General features: G+C 72.9%; 16 protein-coding genes. 11 read left to right on the top strand and 5 right to left on the bottom strand.

The window, feature by feature from the left end; translation table 11 throughout:
* Window positions 1-38: 38 nt before the first annotated feature.
* From ACZ6TV_RS19225 to ACZ6TV_RS19215, 3 genes are read left to right on the top strand one after another with little or no spacing between them, the layout of a single operon-like run.
* Entirely contained in the window at window positions 39-851 is an 813-nt protein-coding gene (locus tag ACZ6TV_RS19225; protein WP_465298548.1) for a carbohydrate ABC transporter permease, read from the top strand.
* Window positions 852-859: 8 nt separating this feature from the next.
* Window positions 860-4948, top strand: a complete 4089-nt coding sequence (locus ACZ6TV_RS19220) for a glycoside hydrolase family 38 N-terminal domain-containing protein (protein WP_465298547.1) — start codon at window positions 860-862, stop codon at window positions 4946-4948.
* Window positions 4945-5517: a DUF7158 domain-containing protein gene (locus tag ACZ6TV_RS19215; RefSeq protein ID WP_465298546.1), complete on the top strand. Its 573-nt coding sequence runs from the start codon at window positions 4945-4947 to the stop codon at window positions 5515-5517. Before ACZ6TV_RS19220 ends, ACZ6TV_RS19215 begins: the two co-directional genes overlap by 4 nt.
* Before the next feature lies 1 nt (window position 5518).
* Here the strand turns inward: ACZ6TV_RS19215 and ACZ6TV_RS19210 are convergent, their stop codons facing one another.
* Window positions 5519-7846, bottom strand: coding sequence for a transketolase-like TK C-terminal-containing protein (locus tag ACZ6TV_RS19210; protein WP_465298545.1), 2328 nt, complete (start codon window positions 7844-7846; stop codon window positions 5519-5521).
* Between the two features lie 136 nt (window positions 7847-7982).
* Between ACZ6TV_RS19210 and ACZ6TV_RS19205 the strand changes: the two genes are divergently transcribed.
* A complete protein-coding gene (locus ACZ6TV_RS19205; RefSeq protein ID WP_465298544.1) occupies window positions 7983-8705 on the top strand; it encodes a GntR family transcriptional regulator in 723 nt (240 codons plus the stop codon).
* A gap of 2 nt (window positions 8706-8707) precedes the next feature.
* Here the strand turns inward: ACZ6TV_RS19205 and ACZ6TV_RS19200 are convergent, their stop codons facing one another.
* From ACZ6TV_RS19200 to ACZ6TV_RS19185, 4 genes are all read right to left on the bottom strand, one after another.
* The gene (locus tag ACZ6TV_RS19200) at window positions 8708-9223 is read right to left on the bottom strand and encodes a class I adenylate-forming enzyme family protein (RefSeq protein WP_465298543.1); all 516 of its coding nucleotides are present in this window, start codon (window positions 9221-9223) and stop codon (window positions 8708-8710) included.
* A 307-nt stretch (window positions 9224-9530) separates the two neighbouring features.
* A complete protein-coding gene (locus ACZ6TV_RS19195; protein WP_465298542.1) occupies window positions 9531-9974 on the bottom strand; it encodes a hypothetical protein in 444 nt (147 codons plus the stop codon).
* A complete protein-coding gene (locus ACZ6TV_RS19190) occupies window positions 9971-10834 on the bottom strand; it encodes a fumarylacetoacetate hydrolase family protein (RefSeq protein ID WP_465298541.1) in 864 nt (287 codons plus the stop codon). The genes ACZ6TV_RS19195 and ACZ6TV_RS19190 overlap by 4 nt, the downstream gene beginning before the upstream one ends.
* Complete coding sequence (locus ACZ6TV_RS19185; protein ID WP_465298540.1) at window positions 10834-11334, bottom strand: nuclear transport factor 2 family protein; 501 nt, start codon at window positions 11332-11334, stop codon at window positions 10834-10836. Before ACZ6TV_RS19185 ends, ACZ6TV_RS19190 begins: the two co-directional genes overlap by 1 nt.
* Before the next feature lie 272 nt (window positions 11335-11606).
* On the opposite strand from ACZ6TV_RS19185, the gene ACZ6TV_RS19180 reads away from it, so the two are divergent.
* From ACZ6TV_RS19180 to ACZ6TV_RS19150, 7 genes are read left to right on the top strand one after another with little or no spacing between them, the layout of a single operon-like run.
* The gene (locus ACZ6TV_RS19180) at window positions 11607-12095 is read left to right on the top strand and encodes a nuclear transport factor 2 family protein (protein WP_465298539.1); all 489 of its coding nucleotides are present in this window, start codon (window positions 11607-11609) and stop codon (window positions 12093-12095) included.
* Window positions 12095-12958, top strand: coding sequence for an NmrA family NAD(P)-binding protein (locus ACZ6TV_RS19175; RefSeq protein WP_465298538.1), 864 nt, complete (start codon window positions 12095-12097; stop codon window positions 12956-12958). Before ACZ6TV_RS19180 ends, ACZ6TV_RS19175 begins: the two co-directional genes overlap by 1 nt.
* A complete protein-coding gene (locus tag ACZ6TV_RS19170; protein ID WP_465298537.1) occupies window positions 12955-14544 on the top strand; it encodes an FAD-dependent monooxygenase in 1590 nt (529 codons plus the stop codon). The genes ACZ6TV_RS19175 and ACZ6TV_RS19170 overlap by 4 nt, the downstream gene beginning before the upstream one ends.
* Window positions 14541-15437: an alpha/beta hydrolase gene (locus tag ACZ6TV_RS19165; RefSeq protein ID WP_465298536.1), complete on the top strand. Its 897-nt coding sequence runs from the start codon at window positions 14541-14543 to the stop codon at window positions 15435-15437. Before ACZ6TV_RS19170 ends, ACZ6TV_RS19165 begins: the two co-directional genes overlap by 4 nt.
* Window positions 15434-16564, top strand: a complete 1131-nt coding sequence (locus ACZ6TV_RS19160) for an amidohydrolase family protein (protein WP_465298535.1) — start codon at window positions 15434-15436, stop codon at window positions 16562-16564. Before ACZ6TV_RS19165 ends, ACZ6TV_RS19160 begins: the two co-directional genes overlap by 4 nt.
* A 25-nt stretch (window positions 16565-16589) precedes the next feature.
* Window positions 16590-17456: an SDR family oxidoreductase gene (locus tag ACZ6TV_RS19155; protein ID WP_465298534.1), complete on the top strand. Its 867-nt coding sequence runs from the start codon at window positions 16590-16592 to the stop codon at window positions 17454-17456.
* Window positions 17453-18199, top strand: a complete 747-nt coding sequence (locus tag ACZ6TV_RS19150) for an SDR family oxidoreductase (protein WP_465298533.1) — start codon at window positions 17453-17455, stop codon at window positions 18197-18199. Before ACZ6TV_RS19155 ends, ACZ6TV_RS19150 begins: the two co-directional genes overlap by 4 nt.
* Window positions 18200-18204: the final 5 nt, after the last annotated feature.

The following is an 18204-nucleotide window of genomic DNA, read 5'->3' as shown; positions in this document are numbered from 1 at the left end:
ATCATGGACGCGGTGTTGGGCGCAGCGGAGGTGACGGCATGATCCGGCGGCTCCCGGCCTATGCGGCGCTCGCGCTCGTCGCGGTGGCGTTCCTGCTGCCGTTCGCCTGGCTGCTGGTCGCCTCCGTGCAGCCGGGCGCGTCCCTCAACGCCGAGGTGACCGGTGAGGTGTCCCTGACCAACTTCCGCGACGTGCTCGACGTCGACACCGTCTTCCGACCGATGTGGAACTCGTTCGTCATCTCCGGCGGCACCGCCCTGCTGACCGTGCTCGTCGCCGTGCTCGCCGCGTACCCGCTGTCGCGGTACCGGAGCAGGTTCGGCCGCTCGTTCCTGTACGTCGTCCTCTTCGCGACCGGGCTGCCGATCACCGCCGTCATGGTGCCCGTCTACGCCATGTACAGCCGGGTCGACCTCGTCGACTCGGTGCCCGCCACGGTCGCGTTCATGGCCGCGTCGTCGCTGCCCTTCGCGGTGTGGATGACGAAGAACTTCATGGACGGCGTCCCGGTCAGCCTCGAGGAGGCCGCCTGGACCGACGGGGCCGGCTGGTTCCAGTCGCTGCGGCGCATCGTGCTGCCGCTGATGGTGCCCGGCCTCACCGTCGTGCTGATCTTCACGTTCGTCCTGCAGTGGGGCAACTTCTTCGTGCCGTTCATCCTGCTGCTCAGCCCCGAGAAGCAGCCGGCGTCGGTGACCATCTACACGTTCTTCTCCCAGTACGGGCAGGTCGCCTACGGCCGGCTCGCCGCGTTCTCCATCCTCTACACCGCACCAGTGATCCTGCTCTACTCCGCACTGTCCAAAGTGCTCGGCGGGGCGTTCAGCCTCACCGGCGCAGTGAAAGGCTGAATCAGCACATGCGCATCCTCGGCGTCACCGGCACCGAACTGTTCGTCACCGGCCCGCTGCAGGTGGTCCGGGTCGAGGTCGAGGGGTGGCCGGGACGGATCGACATCATCGGCGACGGCGTCACCGGCCACGCCGATGTCCACAGTGGACCGCTCGTCGAGGTCGGCGTCGCGTGCGCCGCCCCGCCCGGCGCCCGGGTGCCGATCCGGGTGACCGCGGACGGGACGCACACCGTCGAGGCGACGCTCGACGTGGCGGAGCCGGGGTGGACGGTGTGGATGGTCCCGCACTTCCACTACGACCCGGTGTGGTGGAACACCCAGGCGGCCTACACGGCGACCTGGGACCGCGCCGGCCGCCTGGGCACCGAGTCCCGCAACGCCTTCCAGCAGACCGGCTTCGACCTGGTCAAGCTGCACCTGGAGACGGCACGCCGGGACCCGGACTACAAGTTCGTCCTCGCCGAGCTCGACTACCTCAAGCCCTACTGGGACAGTCACCCCGAGGACCGGCGGTACCTGCGGACGCTGCTCGCCGAGGGCCGCCTCGAGCTCATGGGCGGCACGTACAACGAGCCGAACACCAACCTGACGTCCGCCGAGTCGACGATCCGCAACCTGGTGCACGGCATCGGCTTCCAGCGCGACGTCGTCGGCGGCGACCCGCGCACCGCCTGGCAGCTCGACGTCTTCGGCCACGACCCGCAGTTCCCCGGCCTCGTCGCCGACGCGGGCATGGACTCCTCGTCGTGGGCGCGCGGACCGTTCCACCAGTGGGGGCCGATGCTGTGGACGTACGAGCCGCGCGACGGCTGGGGCGACCCGTCGGTCATGCAGTTCAGCTCCGAGTTCGAGTGGATCTCCCCGTCGGGGCGCGGGGTCCTCACCCACTACATGCCGGCGCACTACTCGGCCGGCTGGCACATCGACTCCAAACCCACCCTCGAGGCCGCCGAGGAGAGCGTCTACGAGCTGTTCCTGCTGCTGAAGAAGGTCGCCGCGACCCGCAACGTGCTGCTGCCCGTCGGCACCGACTACACGCCACCGGCGAAGTGGGTGACGGACATCCACCGCGACTGGAACGCCCGCTACGTGTCGCCCCGGTTCGTCTGCGGGCTGCCGGGCGAGTTCTTCGCCGCGGTCCGCGCCGAGCCGGGGTTCCGCCCGTCGCCGCAGACCCGCGACATGAACCCGGTCTACACCGGCAAGGACGTGTCGTTCATCGACACGAAGCAGGCGCAACGCCACGTCGAGGCGCTCCTGACCGACGCGGAGCTGTTCGCGACCGTCGCGGCGGCCGTGCACGGCGAGGGCTTCCCGCACGCCGAGGTCGACAAGGCGTGGCGGCAGCTGGTGTACGGCGCCCACCACGACGCGATCACCGGCAGCGAGTCCGACCAGGTGTACCTGGACCTGCTGACGGGCTGGCGGGAGGCGCACGACCTGGCGGCGGCGGTCCTCGACGGGGCACTGCGCCGGCTCGCGCCCACCGGCGAGGGCGGGCCGGACCGGCAGGTGGTGGTGTTCAACCCGTCGGCGTGGGCGCGCACCGACCTCGTCCGGGTCCGGGTCGACCTCCCGTTTCCCGGCGCGGCCGGCGTCCGCGTCGGCGACCTGCCGGTACACCTCGAACACCCGCAATATCACGAGGACGGCTCGCTGGCGTCGGCCGACGTGCTCTTCCGCGCCCGTGACGTCCCGCCGCTGGGCCACCGCGCCTGGGCGCTGACGCCCGGGCCCGCCGCGGGATGGTCCCAGGTGGACGGTGACCCGGTCATCGGCAACGAGACCTACCGGGTGACGGTCGACCCGGAGCGGGGCGGCTGCGTGTCGAGCCTCGTCGACCTGCGGACCGGGCGGGAGCTGCTGCGGGCCGGACAGGTCGGCAACGAGCTGCTGGTCTACGACGAGTACTCCGCCCATCCGCGCTTCCACGAGGGGCCCTGGCATCTCCTGCCGAAGGGACCCGCCACGCACGGCTCCGCCCGGCGGCCCGCCGCCACCGTCGAGGTCCAGCGCGGCCCGCTCGGCGAACGCGTCACCGTGACCGGGGGGACCGGGCCGCTGCGGTACACGCAGACCCTGACCCTGTGGCACGGCGGCGCCCGCCTGGAGCTCAGCACCCGGGTCGACGACTTCACCGGGTCCGACCATCTCGTCCGGCTGCGCTGGCCGGTGTCGGTGCCGGGCGGGCTGCCGGTCAGCGAGGTCGGCAACGCCGTCGTCGGCCGCGGCTTCGGGCTCATCGACGTCGACACCGAGCAGGCGCCGTGGACCCTGGACAACCCGGCGCAGCACTGGTTCGGGGTGTCCAGCACCGCCCGCGTCGACGTGCACGACCTGTCCGGCACCCGCCGGCACACCCGGGCCGTCGGCATCGCGGAGATCGTGGCGGCCGGCTCGGACGACGTGCGGGACCTCGCCGTCGCGCTGGTCCGGCGCGGGGTCACCGCCACCACGTCCCGGCCGGACGGGCCGCGGTACGGGCGGCTTGCCGTCGACTCGAACCTGCCGGACGTGCGGATCAGCGTGGGCCGCAACACCTTCACCGCCGCGGTCCTCCTGGCCGCCGGGCCCGCCTACGCCGAGGAGGTCGACCGGCAGGTCGCCGCGACGGGAGGTGCCCTCGTGTGGGTGCCGGCGGCGAAGGCGCTCACCGACGTGTGGGTGCCCGACGCCGACCTCACCGGGATCCTCGACCTGCCCGTGCTCGTGGTCGTCGGCGCCCTTCCCGAGCTCTGCGCCGCCGTCGCGCGCGGCGCGGTGCGGGTGACGCAGCCGGTCACCGACGCACCCGACCCCGACCTCGACGACCGGACCGTGGCGCTGGTCAACCGCGGCGTCCCGGGGTTCGCGGTCGACACCACCGGCGCGCTGCACCTGTCGCTGCTGCGCTCCTGCACCGGCTGGCCGTCCGGCGGGTGGATCGACCCGCCGCGGCGGACCGCGCCCGACGGGTCGGCGTTCCAGCAGCAGCACTGGACGCACACCTTCGACGCCGCGCTCGTCGCCGGCGACGGTGACTGGCGGGCGACCGGCGTGGTCCGGCACGGCCACGAGGTGAACCACCCGATGCACGCGCGGGTCGCGGCCGGCACGGGTTCGCCGCCGGTGAGCTACGTCGGCGTGGAGTCCGGTGGGGACGTCGTCGTCACGGCGCTCAAACCGGCCGGGAACCCCCTCGCGACCGGCGGGACCGCCGGCACCGTCGACAGTGTCACGGTCCGCCTGTACGAGGCCGCGGGCCGCCCCGCCGACGTGCGCCTGCGACTGTGGACGCCGGTGACGGACGCCGCCACCACGAACCTCCTCGAGGCGCCCGGCGACCCGCTGCCCGTCTCCGGCGGCGCGGTGGAGCTGTCCCTCGGCGCGGCGGACATCGCGCAGGCGGTCGTCCGGGTCGGCCCGATCCCGGCGGCACCGCTCCCGGCGACCGTCGAATACGCCAGGTACTGGCTGCACAACGTCGGCCCGGCGCCCGCCGGGAACCTGCCGGTGACGGTCCACCTCGACCCGCCCGCCACCGACGGGGGCCCGGTCACCGTGACGGTCGCGTCCGACCTGGCCCTCCGCCGGGCCGGTTCCGTCGAGATGGACGTGCCGCTGGGGTGGCGGGCCACGCCGGACCGTTTCGCGTTCGACCTCGCGCCGGGCGACTTCAGCCGCACCCGGGTCGACCTTCAGCCGCCCGCATCCGCGCCGCCCGGCGTGTACTGGCTGCGCGCCCGCACCGACCAGGGCGTCGAGGACGTCGCCCGGCTGTTCGTCGGCACCACCGCGCCGGAGGTCGTGACGGCGACGCTCTCACCCGGCGGCCTGCGCCTGCGGCCGGGGCAGTCGGCGGAGCTGGTCCTGGACCTCGAGACCGACGCCGCCGGTCCGGTCACCGTCGACGTGCACCTCATCAGCCCGTGGCACACCTGGGACCTGTTCCCGGCCGCCGCGACGCGCGCCGACCTGACCGGGAGCACCCGGGTCACGTTCCCGGTCGAGGTCCCGGCCGCGCACGACCCCGGCACCTGGTGGGCGCTGTGCAGGATCGCGCACGCCGGCGAGCTGCACTACACCGCGCCGGTCGTCGTCGAGGTGCTGCCGTGACCGCGCCGCACGAGGGTCCCGCCGCCTGGGTCGGTGAGCGCCCGATCGACGTCGCGACCGTCGACGAGCGCCTCGAAGCGCTGCGGCAGGGCCCCTACGCCGCGCGGCTGCCCCATCCGGCCACCGCCGAGGGCCGTAACCTGCGCCGCTGGCTGGTCCAGGTCCTCACCGTCGAGGCCGTCGTCGAGCACGAGGCCCACGCGCGGGGGCTGACCGCCGGCGGCGACCCGCCGCGCCGGGTGACCCTCGCGGAGGCGCTGCGCAGCGGTGGGGTGACCGCGGCGGTCGTCGCGGCCCACCCCCTCGCGCGGCCGCTCCGGGCGGCCGTGGCGCCGCCGGTGCCCGCCACGGAGGCGGACACGGCGGCGTACTACGACCGCAACAGGGACCTCTTCGCCGAGGCCTTCGCTCTGGTACGGGAGGAGCTCGCCGCCCGGTTGGGTGCCGCGGACGCCGAGCGCCGCTTCGCCCGGTGGCTCGACGGACGGTGCGCGGCCCTGGTCCGCCTGGCGCCCGGCTACGAGCACCCGGGCGACCCGCGCCACCCGGACGCCGTCCACCGGCACTGACCTACCGGACGAGGTCCAGCGCGGCCCGCACCACGGCGTCGGTGTCGATGCCGTGGTAGCGGTAGACGTCCTCGAGACCGCCGGCCTGGCCGAACCTGGACACGCCGAGCGACAGCGACCGGACCCGGTTGATCGTGGCCAGGAACGCCAGGGTGTGCGGGTGCCCGTCGAGGAGGGTCACCATCGGCGCGGCCCGGTGCGCGGGGAACACCTGGTCGAGGATCCACGACGGCCCGTCGTCCTGCCCGCCGCGGGACCGGACCGCCTCGAACAGCCGGCCGGGGCTGGTCACGCAGACGACCTCGGCGTCGACGCCGAGGCCGGCGAGCCGGTCCGCGGCCGCGAGGGTCTCGGTGATCATCGCGCCCATGCCGACGAGCGTGACCGCCGGCCGCCCGGTGCCCGCCTCGCGCAGCGTGTACGCCCCGGCGAGCACCTGCCGGCGGCGGCGCTCCCTGGCCGCCGGGTCGGTGGGGACCGCCGCCAGGGCCTGGTTGACCGGGCGGGTCGACAGGCGCAGGTAGGACGAGCTGCCGTCGGGGCGGCCGAGACGGGAGATCGCGTCGAACAGCGTCCACTCGACCTCGATCGCGAACGCCGGCTCGAAGCTGACGCAACCGGGCTGCTCCATGCCGATCGACGGCGTCTTGATCGACTGGTGCGCGCCGCCCTCGGCGGCGAGGCTCACCCCTGACGGTGTCCCGACGAGGATGGACTGGCCGCCGGCGTAGATGCCGTAGGACCACGGCTCCAGGGCACGCTCGACGAACGGGTCATACAGCACCCCGATCGGGAAGAGCGGCTGCCCCCAGCGGCTCCAGGTGGCGCCGAGCTCACCGATCAGCCCGACGAGGTTGACCTCGGCGATGCCGAGCTCCATGTGCTGGCCGGTGGGGCGCTCCCGCCAGTGCATGGTGGTCTCGGAGTCGTCGGCGAACCAGTTGTGCCGCTCCGTCGGCGACCACACGCCGACCTTGTTGAGCCAGCCGGCGAGGTTGGTGCTGGAGCTGACGTCGGGGCTGACCGTCACGACCCTGGCGGCCGCGTCGGGCGCCTCGCGGGTCAGGTCGAGCAGTGCCCGGCCGAGCGCGGCCTGGGTGGTGGAGGTGCCGTGCGGGGTCCGGCCGATGTCGGTGGGGACGGCGGGCGGCGGCACGGCGGCCGGGGTGTCGCGGCGCAGCCGGTCAGCCGTCGCGCGGCACAGCCTGCCGGCGGCGGAGTCGTCGGCGAACCGCGCCCACGGCCGCTGCGCGTCCATGCCCAGGCCTGCGGCGAGCTGCTCGAACTGCTCGACGGTCAGCAGCGACGAGTGATTCTGCGGGTGGCCCTGGGTGGGCAGGCCGTAGCCCTTGATGGTGTAGGCGATGACGACCGTCGGGCGGGTGTCGTCGATCTGCGCGTAGGCGGCGCGCAGCGCGTCGAGGTCATGGCCGCCGAGGTTGCGGATGGCCCGGGTCAGGGTGTCGTCGTCGAGGTCCTCGACGAGCGCGGCGACCTTCGGGTCCGTGCCGGGCAGCCGGGTGCGCAGCTCGTCGGCGCCGCAGCGCAGCAGCCGCTGATACTCCGGGTTGGGCATGTCGACGATCCGGCGCCTGAGCTCCGCGCCGCCCGGCCGGGTGAACAGCTCCTCGAGGAGCCGGCCGAACTTGACGGTGATGACCTGCCAGCCGGCGGCGGCGAACATCTGCTCCAGCCGCCCGGCGGCGATGTGCGGCACCACGCGGTCCAGGGACTGCCGGTTGAGGTCGACGATCCACACGATCTCGCCGAGCTCGGCGACGGACGCGTCGAGCATCGCCTCCCACACCGCGCCCTCGTCGAGCTCCGCGTCGCCGACGAGCGAATACTGCCGGCCGGTGCCGGTGCTCACCTTCTGGTTGACGAACCGGCGCGCGATGGCGCCCCAGATCGGGGCGGTCGCGCCGATGCCGACGGACCCGGTCGAGTAGTCGACGGGGTCGGGGTCCTTGGCGCGGCTCGGGTAGGACTGCAGGCCGCCGAACTCGCGCAGCCGCGGCAGATAGGACTCGTCGAGCTCGCCGAGCAGGTAGTTGACGGCGTGCAGCACCGGCGAGGCGTGCGGCTTCACCGACACCCGGTCGCCGGCGCGCAGCTGCTCGAACCACAGCGACGTCATGATCGACACCATCGACGCGCAGGACGCCTGGTGCCCGCCGACCTTGAGGCCGCTCGGGTTGGGCCGGACCCGGTTGGCGTGGTGCACCATCGCCGTGGACAGCCACAGCACCCGGTCCTGGACCTGCTGCAGGGCGTCGGGCTCGGCCTGATCCATCACGGGCACCGCCGGGGTGTGGAGGATGCTGGTCATGATGCCACACTAGGTTCGAATATATGATAGACGCAAGGCGCATTCGCTCTCCGCCCTCGATCCGGGCCAGATCCCTGGCAGATACCGCGATGTGGGCCACACACCGAAAACCGGGTGGATGCGCTACCGTATATTCGTGGTGTCTGAGGCGTCGCTCGAGAAGTCAGCCGTCGGCCGGGTCGGACTGCGGTCCGTCGCCGGGCCGAACTCCGCCGTGGACCGCGTGACGGCCGAGATCAGGCGCGGCGTGCTCAACGGCACACTGAAGGCCGGCTCGAGCTTCTCCATCGCCGACCTGAGCACCCAGCTGGGCGTCAGTCACATCCCGGTCCGCGAGGCCCTGCGCCGCCTGGAGACCCAGGGCCTGATCACCCTGCGCCCGGGCCGCAGCGCGATCGTCAACCCGCTCGACCGCGACGAGCTCCGCTCGATCTACCGGCTGCGCAAGCTCATCGAGTGCGACCTCGCCGCCCGCGCCTGCATCGGCCTGACCCCCGCCGACCTCGACGAGGCCGAGCGCCTGCTCAAGGAGTTCACCCAGTCCGCCGTCGACGCCGACGAGTCCTGGGAGATCCACAAGCAGTTCCACCTGGCCCTGCTGCGGCCCGCGCTGACCGAGTGGGACCTGCGCCTGCTGGAGCAGCTCTGGCACGCGTGCGACCGTTACACCCGCGTCGTCTATGAGACCTACCAGATCGACCGCGAGGAGCGCCGCCGCCGGGAGATCGCCCACCGGCTCCTCATCGACGCGGCCCGCACCGGCTCCCCCGCCGAGCTGAAGCTCGCCGTCAACGAGCACCTCGCCGAGCACGAGCTGGCCTGCCTGGAGTGGATGGCGGCGCTGCCGCCGGCCACCTGAGCTCAGGCCCGCGGGCGCCGTTCGAGGACTTTGCCGGTGGCGTTCTTCGGCAGCTCGTCGAGGAAGACCACGTCCCGCGGCTTCTTGAAGGACGCGGGCCGCCCCCGGCAGAAGTCGATGAGCGCGGCGGGCTCGATCGGCCGGTCGGCGACGACGAAGGCGCGCACCGACTCGCCCCGTTCCGGGTCCGCCACCCCGACCACGGCGACCTCTCGGACACCGGGGCAGGCCAGCAGGACCTCCTCGACCTCGCGCGGACAGACGTCGGACCCGCCGGAGATGATGACGTCCTTCAGCCGGTCCGTGAGGTGCGGGCAGCCGCCGGCGAAGTGCCCGACGTCGCCGGTGCGCAGCCGCCCGCCGGCCGGCGCCGTCTCCGTCGCGGCCGGGTCGTCCCGGTAGCCGGCGCCATGATCACCGCGCCGCGGACCCGCACCTCCCCGTCCAGCCCGCCGGGCAGCGCCCGCTGGTCGGGGCCGGCCACGCTGACCTCGACGGTGCTGAACGGCCGCCCGCACGAGCCCGGATGCGCGGCCGCCCGCCCTCCGGCATGACGGTGATCGTCATCGGCGACTCGCCCTGGCCGTAGATCTCCGTGCCGACCGGGCCGAGCACGCCGGGCGCGCTGGGCAGCGGCAGCACGACCCGGTCGCCGCGCCGCGGCCCGAGCCGGCGCGGCCCGGCGGCGAGCCGGGCGACCCGGTCGAGCGGCCGCGGGTAGCCGGTGACCCTCCCCGCTGATCACGGCCGAGGGCGCCACCCGCTCGGGTGGCGCCCTCGGCCGGCAGCCACGCGACGTTCACGGCCGCGTTGCGGCCCGCGTGGTCACGGGCCGGCCGGCCGGGCGGCGAGCCGGGCGTACGCATCGGCCATCGCCGGGACGAGCGTGAGCGCCGCGGAGCGGTCGAGCTTGTCGGTGCGCTGTTGCATGATGCCGCCGAGGCGGCGTTCCGGGGGGACCTCCTCGCCGCGCGCGGCGATGAGCGTGTGGAAGTGCGGGTGCGCCTCGCCGAAGGTGAGCAGGTAGGTGGCGGGCGCGCCGGTCACCTCGCTGACGGCGTCGACGAGGTCGCGGGCGCGCCGGCCGTACGTGGCCAGCTCCTGGTCGCTGAGACCGCCGAGCCGCAGGGCGTGCCGGCGCACGCGCAGGACGTACCAGCCGGGAACGTCGAAACCGGGGATCACCTCGCAGGCCCAGAGGTCGTCGCGGAAGACCACGGCGGCGTCCTCGGCGTCCTCCATCACGCAGGGCAGGCACTCGGCGCTCATGAGCCGCTCCTCTCGGACGGGGCCGGGCCGGCGACCCGGGTGACCAGCGATCCGAGGCCCTCGATCGTGCTGACGAGCTCGTCGCCGGGGCGCAGGTAGACGGCCGGGTCGTGGCCGAAGCCGACCCCGGCCGGGGTGCCGGTGAAGATGAGGTCGCCGGGGCGCAGCGGCAGGTGCGACGACAGGTAGGCGATCAGCGCGGGCACCGTGAAGATGAGGTGCTTCGTGTGCGAGTGCTGCACCTGCGCGCCGTTGCGGCTGCAGCTGATCTCCAGGTCGTCGGGGTCGGCGAGCTCGCCCGGCGTCACCAGCCACGGGCCGGTCGGGCCGAAGCCCGGCAGCGACTTGCCCAGCCCGAACTGCGACTGGGCGCCGCCGGCGAACTGCAGCGCCCGGTCGCTGAGGTCCTGCCCGATGGTCAGGCCGGCGACGTACGCCCAGGCGTCGGCCGCGGCGACGTGCCGGGCGTGCCGGCCGATCACCACGACCAGCTCGACCTCCCAGTCGACCGTGTCCGACGGCAGGTCGACCTCGCCGGGGCCGGTGACGCAGGAGCTGAACTTCGGGAACACCATCGGCAGCGACGGCAGCGCCATGCCGGACTCGCCGGCGTGGTCGGCGTAGTTGAGCCCGATGCCGAACACCTGCGACGGCCGGGGCACCGGCGGTCCGGCGTTCGCGGGGACGGGCACCTGCGCGCCGGCCGGCGGGCGGGACTCGGCCCAGGCCATGAACTCGTCCCACCGGTCCAGGACGTCGTGCGGGTCGGGGCCGAACCGGCCGCCGCTGGCGGACGCGACGTCGACCAGGTCGGCGCCCTCCTGGCTGGCGAGCCGGCCGGCGAGGTTGATCAGCCGCATCAGTCGAACACCGTGACGACGGCGTCGGCGGGGATGTCGTCGTTGACCCGGTCGGTGTCGTCCGCGCGGCGCCAGATCTCGTAGCCGTTCTCCCGGCAGATCTTGCCGTCACGCATCTGGAACGCGTGGATGAGGCGCATGCTGCACCGGGTCCCGGGCGGGAACGGGCAGTTGCGGAAGCCCTCCTGCATGATCGTGATCTCGAAGATGCTGTCGTCGAAGACCCACTCCTCGGTCGCGAAGCGGTACAGGTTGGTGATCTTGTGGACGTGCATCGCCGCGAAGATCTGCAGGTACTCCGCCTTGACCGTCGCCTTGTCCCGGTGGACGAGGCCGCGGGCCGGCACCTCCCACACGATGTCGTCGGTGTAGACCGCGATCGCCGCGTCGATGCTCTCCGGGTTCTCGTTGTGGAAGTGCTCGTCCACGGTCGCGTTGTTCAGCGCGATGATCTCCTCGCGCGTCTGGGCAGCTGCCTGGGCAGACGGTTGGGCGGACATGGGTGGCTCCGTTCCTTGCCATGGGGTGTCGGTGCGACGAGCGCCCGCAGCGGAGGCGGGGCGCTAGAATATATTTTCTCAAGCCTGACATGACCCCGGCGGTGCGCACAACCCCCGCCGGGACGGCCGCGCGACGCTCTGAAGGCGGACCTTTCCGCACTGGCCACGGGACGGCGAGAAGTCTGCCTACGCTGGTTGTGCTCGGACGCAACGTGTGCGAACGTCTGGAGTCAAACGTATATCCTAGCGCCGCCACAGGATGGAGTTGCCCCATGTCTGTCGAGATGGACGCCGGGTCGCGGGAGGCGATCATCGCCAGGAACAACGCGACCGTCGACCAGCACTTCCACAACGAGAACGCCGAGGGCATCGACCTCGCCATCGCGGTCTACACCGACGACATCGTGTGGGAGGTGCCGGCCCGTGGCCTGCTCCTGCGGGACAAGGCCGAGGTCCGGGCCGAATACCTGAAGATCTTCGAGGCGATGCACGTCCACCGGATCACCAACCTGCACCGGTTCGCCACCGAGGAGTGGGTCTTCGACGACAGCATCTTCGAGATCACGATCCTGACCGACGGGTTCCGCAACTGCCCGTTCCCGGTCGGCACGCGGTGCAGCATGCGGCTCACCCACGCGTTCCAGATGCGCGACGGGAAGATCTGCCGGGAGAACGGCTACGAGATCTGGCGCCGCGCGGACGACACCGACCGGGTCAACGACGACATCCCCGCCGGCGCCAAGGTCACGGTGTTCGACTGATGGCCGTCCTGCTCATCGGCGCGACCGGCAACGTCGGCCCGCACGTCGCCGCGGCACTGATGCGCCACGACGACGGGGTCGTGCGCGTCCTCACCCGCGACGCCGCCCGCGCCGCCGTCGTCCTGCCGCCCGGCTGCCAGGTCGTCGAGGGCGACCCGGGCGACGACGACACGGTCGTGGCCGCCGCCACCGGCGTCGACGCGGTCTTCCTGCTCACCGGGCACGAGCACGGCATGGCCGACCTGCAGCTGCGGATCGTCCGGGCGCTGCGCCGGCTTCCGATGCGCATCGTGAAGCTGTCGGGCACCAGCACCGCGATCAACCCCGACGGTCCCCACACCTGCCGCCAGCACTGGGAGATCGAGCAGGTGCTGGTCAACAGCGGGCAGCCCTACACGATCGTGCGCCCCAACGCCTTCATGCAGACGCTGATCGGCAGCATCATGATGCCCGCGGTCCACGCCACCGGCCGCATCCCCAACGCGATCGGCGGCGCCGGCATCAGCCTCGTCGACACCCGCGACGTCGGCGACGTCTGCGCGGTGCTGCTCACCGACGACGGCTGGGCCGGGAAGACCGTCGTGCTCACCGGCCCCCGTCCGGTCACCTACCGCGAGATCGCCGAGCGGCTCGGCGCCGCCACCGTCGACGTCACCCCCGCCGACGTGCGCGCCTCGCTGCTGGAGCGGGGCATGCCCGTGTGGGAGGCCGAGCACTTCCAGGAGATGTACCAGTTGTTCCGCGACCGCCAGTCCGAGTTCGTGACCCCTGACGTCGAGCGCGTGCTGGGCCGTGCCCCGCGCTCCGTGGAGGACTACCTCCGGGACCTCGCCACCGCAGCCACCGCACCGGCGGCGGTATGAGGACGAGTGTGCTGGTGGTCGGCGGCGGGCCGGTCGGGCTCGCCACGGCGATGGAGCTGGACCACCACGGCGTCGCCTCGATCGTCGTCGAGCCGCGGGAGCACGTGTCATACCTGCGGCCCCGGGCGAAGACCACGTCGGCGCGCACGATGGAGCTGTTCCGCCGCTGGGGCCTGGCCGGGACCGTCCGGGAGCGCGCGCCGCTGCACATCGGCTGGTCCAAGGACATCGTCTTCTGCACGACCGTCACCGGCCGCGAGGTCACCCGGCTGACCGGCACGCTCGGCCTCGCCCTCGACGGCAGCGACGTCGCCGCCGAGCCGGGCCAGCAGGTCGCGCAGCCGATCGTCGAGCAGGTGATGCGCGACGCGCTGAGCCGCCCGGAGAGCCACGCGACGCTGCTGCTGGGCAGGCGGGCCGTCGCCTTCCGGGAGACGGCCGGCTCGGTGCTGGTCACGCTGGAGGACGCCGACGGCGGCACGTCGACGGTCGAGGCCGACTACGTCGTCGGCGCCGACGGTCCGCGCAGCGCCGTCCGCACCGCGATGGGCGCCGTGTACGAGGGCTCCAGCCTGCCCCGGCCGAACATCAGCATCACGTTCGAGTGCGCCGAGCTCGGCGACCTGATCCCGCACGGCAACGCCGTGCAGTACTGGGTGCTCGACCCCGCCGCGCCCGGGCTCGTCGGCCGGCTCGACCTCGACGGCACGTGGTGGGCGATCGCCACGTACAAGCCCGACGAGCAGGAGGACGACGCCGAGGTCGACGCGACCGCGCTCGTGCACCGGCTGCTCGGCCGGGAGCTGCCGATCAAGGTGATCGCGACCGACCCCTGGCGGGCCCGGACCCTGATCGCCGACCGGTTCCGCGGCGGCCGGCTCTTCATCGCCGGTGACGCCGCGCACCAGAACCCGCCGTGGGGCGGTCACGGGTACAACACCGGCATCGGCGACGCGGTCAACCTCGGCTGGAAGCTCGCCGCCGTCGTCAACGGCTGGGCGCCGCCGGAGCTGCTGGACAGCTACGAGGCGGAGCGCCGCCCGGTCGCGCAGCGGTTCGTCGCCGCCGCCGCGGAGAACGGCAAGAGCGGCCCCGCCGTCCTGGCCGCCGCCGGGGGCCTGATCGGCGGCGACGCGACCGACGAGGCGGCCGCCGCCGTCATCCGGGAGGCCAAGCGCACCGAGTTCCACAGCGACGGCCTGGTCCTCGGCGCCGGCTACACCCGCTACGCCGCCGTCCAGACCACCAACGGCTCCGACTACAGCCCGGTCGCCGCCCCCGGCAACCGGCTCCCCCACACCTGGCTGCCCACCGGGCAGTCCCTGTTCGACCGGCTCGGGCCCGAGTTCACGCTCATCGGCCCGGGCTGGCACGCCGCCGCGTTCACCCGCCACGCCGAGCGGCACGGCATCCCCCTGGCCGTGCTCGACGACCCCTCGCTCGGACTGGACGCGTTCTTCAGCGAACGGCTCGTGCTGGTGCGCCCCGACCAGCACATCGCATGGATCGGCGGTCCGGTCCCGGACGCCGAGGCCGAACGGATCCTCGACGAGGCGATCCGCGGAGAATGGAGACAGCAGCCATGACACCCACCGCCATTCCCTTCACCCACACCAGCTCCAACGGCCTCACCGTCACCGGCCGCCGCAACACCCCGCAGACCCCGGCCGCGGCCGCGCAGGTGCCGCTGGTCATCGCGATCCACGGCGGCACGTACACCTCGGAGTACTTCGACATCGAGGGCTACTCGCTGCTGGAGCGGGCCGCCGCGCTCGGCATCCCGGTCATCGCGCTGGACCGTCCCGGCTATCTCGGCAGCACCCACGTGGAGCCGGGCGAGTCGATCATCCTGGCCAACGCCGAGGCGCTGACCCACGTCATCGGCGAGCTGTGGCAGCAGCACGGCGACGGTCACCCCGGGGTGTTCGTCATCGGCCACTCCATCGGCGGCGCCGTCACCACCGCCATCGCCGCCGGCGCCCCCGCCTGGCCGCTGCTCGGCATCGCCGTCTCCGGCTGCCTGCTGCAGGTGCCGGACGGGCCGCGGATGGCGTTCGACGCGCTGCCCGACATCCTGATGATCGACCTGCCGGGCCCGATGAAGGACAGCGTCATGTTCGGCCCCGCCTGGACGCACGCCACGACGATGCCCGAGCTGAGCCACAGCTCCGACACGTCGGTGCCGCGGGCCGAGCTCATCGACATCAACAACGGCTGGATCTCCCGGGTGAAGTCGGTCAACGCGCGCGTGTCCGTGCCCGTGCACGCCCGGCAGGGCGAGTTCGACGCCCTGTGGATCACCGACGCCGGTCAGGCCGCCGACTACGCCGCGTCGTTCACGTCGGCGCCGGTCGTCGACGGGCGGCTGGTCCTCAACGCCGGGCACTGCGTCGACTTCCACCACGCCGGCGCCGCCCTGCAGCTCAGCCAGCTCGCGTTCGCCCTGGAGTGCAGCGTCGCCAAGCAGGACGAGGCGTGACCTCCACTGCGCTGAGCAACGTGCGGGTGTTCGACGGGGAGCGCCTCGGTGACCCCACGACGGTCGTCATCCGCGACGGGCGCATCGCCGCCGGAACCGGTGCCGACGCCGGCGAACAGGTCGACGGCCGGATCGACGGTGCGGGTGCCGCGCTGCTGCCGGGCCTGATCGACACGCACGTCCACGTCACCGAGGTCGCGCACCTCGAGGCGGGCGCGCGGTGGGGCGTCACCACGATGCTCGACATGGGCTGCTGGGACGCGAAGATCCCCGGTGGGCTGAAGGGCCTGCCGGGGCTGCCGGACGTCCGTATCGCCGGCAACCTCGCCAACGCGCCCGGCTCGCATTTCGTGAAGCAGATGGGGTTCGGGCCGTCCAGCACCGTGACCGGCCCGCAGGACGCGACGCGGTTCGTGGCGGACCGGGTCGCCGAGGGCTCCGACTACATCAAGATCGCGGTCGAGGACCCGAAGATCCCCGGCACGAAGGCGCTGAGCCAGGACACCGTCACCGCGATCGTCGCGGCCGCGCACTCCGCGGGACTGCTGACGATCGCGCACGTGGTCAGCGCCGACACGCTTACCGTCGCGGTGCGGGCCGGCGCGGACGTCGTCACCCACACGGCACCGACCAGCGAGCTGGACGCCGCGTTCGTGGCCCTGCTGCGGGACAGTCCGGCCGTCATCGTGCCGACGCTGACCATGATGGACGGCGTCGTGCGCAACATCGGCGGCAAGCTGGTCATGCGGGTGCTGGGCACCTTCGTCCCGGGGATGCGGATGCGGTACGAGCATGCGACCGCGACCGTGGACACGTTCCGGCGGGCGGGCATGACGGTGCTCGTCGGCACCGACAGCAACGACAACGTCAAGACGCCCTGCCAGGTGCCTTACGGCGCGTCGATCCACGAGGAGCTGCACCGGCTCGTCGGCGCCGGCCTGACCCCGGCCGAGGCGCTGCGCGGCGCCACGTCGGCCGCCGCGGCCACGTTCGGCCTGGCCGACCGGGGCGTCATCGCCGACGGCCGGCGCGCCGACCTGCTGCTCGTCGGCGGCGACCCGACCGCGGACATCACCGCGTCCCGCGACATCCGCGGCGTCTGGATCGGCGGCACCCGCGTCCGGTGACCCCCACCGTCCGAAAGGCAACGACATGATCGTGGTCACCGCCGCCAACGGCAACCAGGGGCGGCTGCTGATCCCCAAGCTCATCGAGGCGAAGCTGCCGGTCCGCGCGTGCGTGCGGTCGGCGGCCTCGGCCGACCGGCTGCTCGCCCTCGGCGTGCCCGACGTGGTCGTCGGCGACGTCAGCGACCCCGCCGTCGCGAAGCGGGCCATGCACGGCGCGCAGCAGGTCTACCACATCGGCCCGACGCTGCACCCCCGCGAGCGCGAGATGGGCCTCGCGGTCGTCGACGCGGCCCGCGAGGCGGGGGTGCGGCACTTCGTGTTCAGCTCGGTCCTGCACGCCATCACCACCGACCTCGTCCAGCACGAGCTCAAACGCGACGTCGAGGAGCACCTGCTGTCCTCCGGCCTCGAGTTCACCGTCCTGCAGCCGGCCAACTACATGCTGCCGCTGAAGCTCAAGCCGGTCTTCGCCCGCGGCGTGTTCGAGCTGTCGTGGTCCCTGGAGCGCCGGCAGTCGATGGTGGACCTGGGCGACGTCACGGACGTGGCCCGCACCGTCCTCGTCGAGGGCGAGCGGCACTTCGGTGCCACCTACGAGCTGGTCGGGCCCGGCCGGTACACCGGCCACGAGCTCGGGGAGATCATCTCCAGGGCCCTCGACCGGCCGGTCGAGGTGCGCCGCATCGACGCCGACACCTACCTGAGGGCGTGGATCGGCGACCAGGACCCGGCGCTGTGCCAGCACCAGCTGCGGGTGCTGCGCTCCATCACCGAGCGGTACAGCAGCCACGACTTCGTGGGCAACCCCAACGTGCTCACCTGGCTGCTGGGCCGCCCGCCGACCACCTTCGAGGCGTACGTGCGCCAGCAAGCGAACGGAGCCGCATGAAGCTCACCGGCAACACCGTCCTCATCACCGGCGGCGGCACCGGCATCGGCCGCGGGCTGGCCGAGGAGCTGCACCGCCGCGGCAACACGGTCATCGTCGCCGGCCGGCGGGCCGACGTCCTGGAGGAGGTCGCCGCCGCCAACCCCGGCATGCGCTGGGTGCGGCTCGACGTGTCCGACCCGGCGTCGATCGCGGTCGTCGTGCCGGCGCTGATCGCCACGTACCCGGACCTGAACGTCGTGGTCAACAATGCCGGGATCATGTTCGGCGACGACCCCGCCGAGCCGATCGACGACGAGCGGCTCACCGCGATCGTCGCCACGAACCTGCTCGGCCCGATCCGGCTGAACTCGGCATTCATGACGCATCTGCGGGCCCTGCCGGCGGCGACCATCGTCAATGTCAGCTCGATGCTCGGCTACGCGCCGCTCGCCTCCTCGACGCTGTACTCCGCGACGAAGGCCGCCCTGCACTCCTACACCCTGGCGTTGCGCTACCGGCTGCTGGACACGTCGGTGAGGGTGCTGGAGATCGCGCCGCCGTACACGCAGACCCACCTGATGGAGGTGAACCTCACCGACCCGCGGGCGATGCCGCTCGCGGACTACCTGGCGCAGACCATGGCGGTGCTCGCCACCGACGAGGTCGAGATCCTGGTGCCGGCGGCGGCCGCGCGCCGCGACGCGCAGCGCCCCGACGAGGTCGGCTTCACGCACCGGTTCAACGACCTGATGCGGGGCTGAACACG

This window comes from Dactylosporangium sp. NPDC051087 (genome assembly GCF_055586325.1).
Note: the sequence above shows the minus strand (reverse complement) of the source record. Positions and strands in the feature narration are given on the sequence as shown.

Excerpts from the sequence above, each read along its gene's own strand:
- ACZ6TV_RS19185 (WP_465298540.1), bottom strand. The coding sequence starts at position 11,334 with ATGTCCGCCCAACCGTCTGCCCAGGCAGCTGCCCAGACGCGCGAGGAG.
- ACZ6TV_RS19220 (WP_465298547.1), top strand. The coding sequence starts at position 860 with ATGCGCATCCTCGGCGTCACCGGCACCGAACTGTTCGTCACCGGCCCG.
- ACZ6TV_RS19165 (WP_465298536.1), top strand. The coding sequence starts at position 14,541 with ATGACACCCACCGCCATTCCCTTCACCCACACCAGCTCCAACGGCCTC.
- ACZ6TV_RS19210 (WP_465298545.1), bottom strand. The coding sequence starts at position 7,846 with ATGACCAGCATCCTCCACACCCCGGCGGTGCCCGTGATGGATCAGGCC.
- ACZ6TV_RS19225 (WP_465298548.1), top strand. The coding sequence starts at position 39 with ATGATCCGGCGGCTCCCGGCCTATGCGGCGCTCGCGCTCGTCGCGGTG.
- ACZ6TV_RS19175 (WP_465298538.1), top strand. The coding sequence starts at position 12,095 with ATGGCCGTCCTGCTCATCGGCGCGACCGGCAACGTCGGCCCGCACGTC.
- ACZ6TV_RS19180 (WP_465298539.1), top strand. The coding sequence starts at position 11,607 with ATGTCTGTCGAGATGGACGCCGGGTCGCGGGAGGCGATCATCGCCAGG.
- ACZ6TV_RS19150 (WP_465298533.1), top strand. The coding sequence starts at position 17,453 with ATGAAGCTCACCGGCAACACCGTCCTCATCACCGGCGGCGGCACCGGC.
- ACZ6TV_RS19155 (WP_465298534.1), top strand. The coding sequence starts at position 16,590 with ATGATCGTGGTCACCGCCGCCAACGGCAACCAGGGGCGGCTGCTGATC.
- ACZ6TV_RS19170 (WP_465298537.1), top strand. The coding sequence starts at position 12,955 with ATGAGGACGAGTGTGCTGGTGGTCGGCGGCGGGCCGGTCGGGCTCGCC.
- ACZ6TV_RS19190 (WP_465298541.1), bottom strand. The coding sequence starts at position 10,834 with ATGCGGCTGATCAACCTCGCCGGCCGGCTCGCCAGCCAGGAGGGCGCC.
- ACZ6TV_RS19195 (WP_465298542.1), bottom strand. The coding sequence starts at position 9,974 with ATGAGCGCCGAGTGCCTGCCCTGCGTGATGGAGGACGCCGAGGACGCC.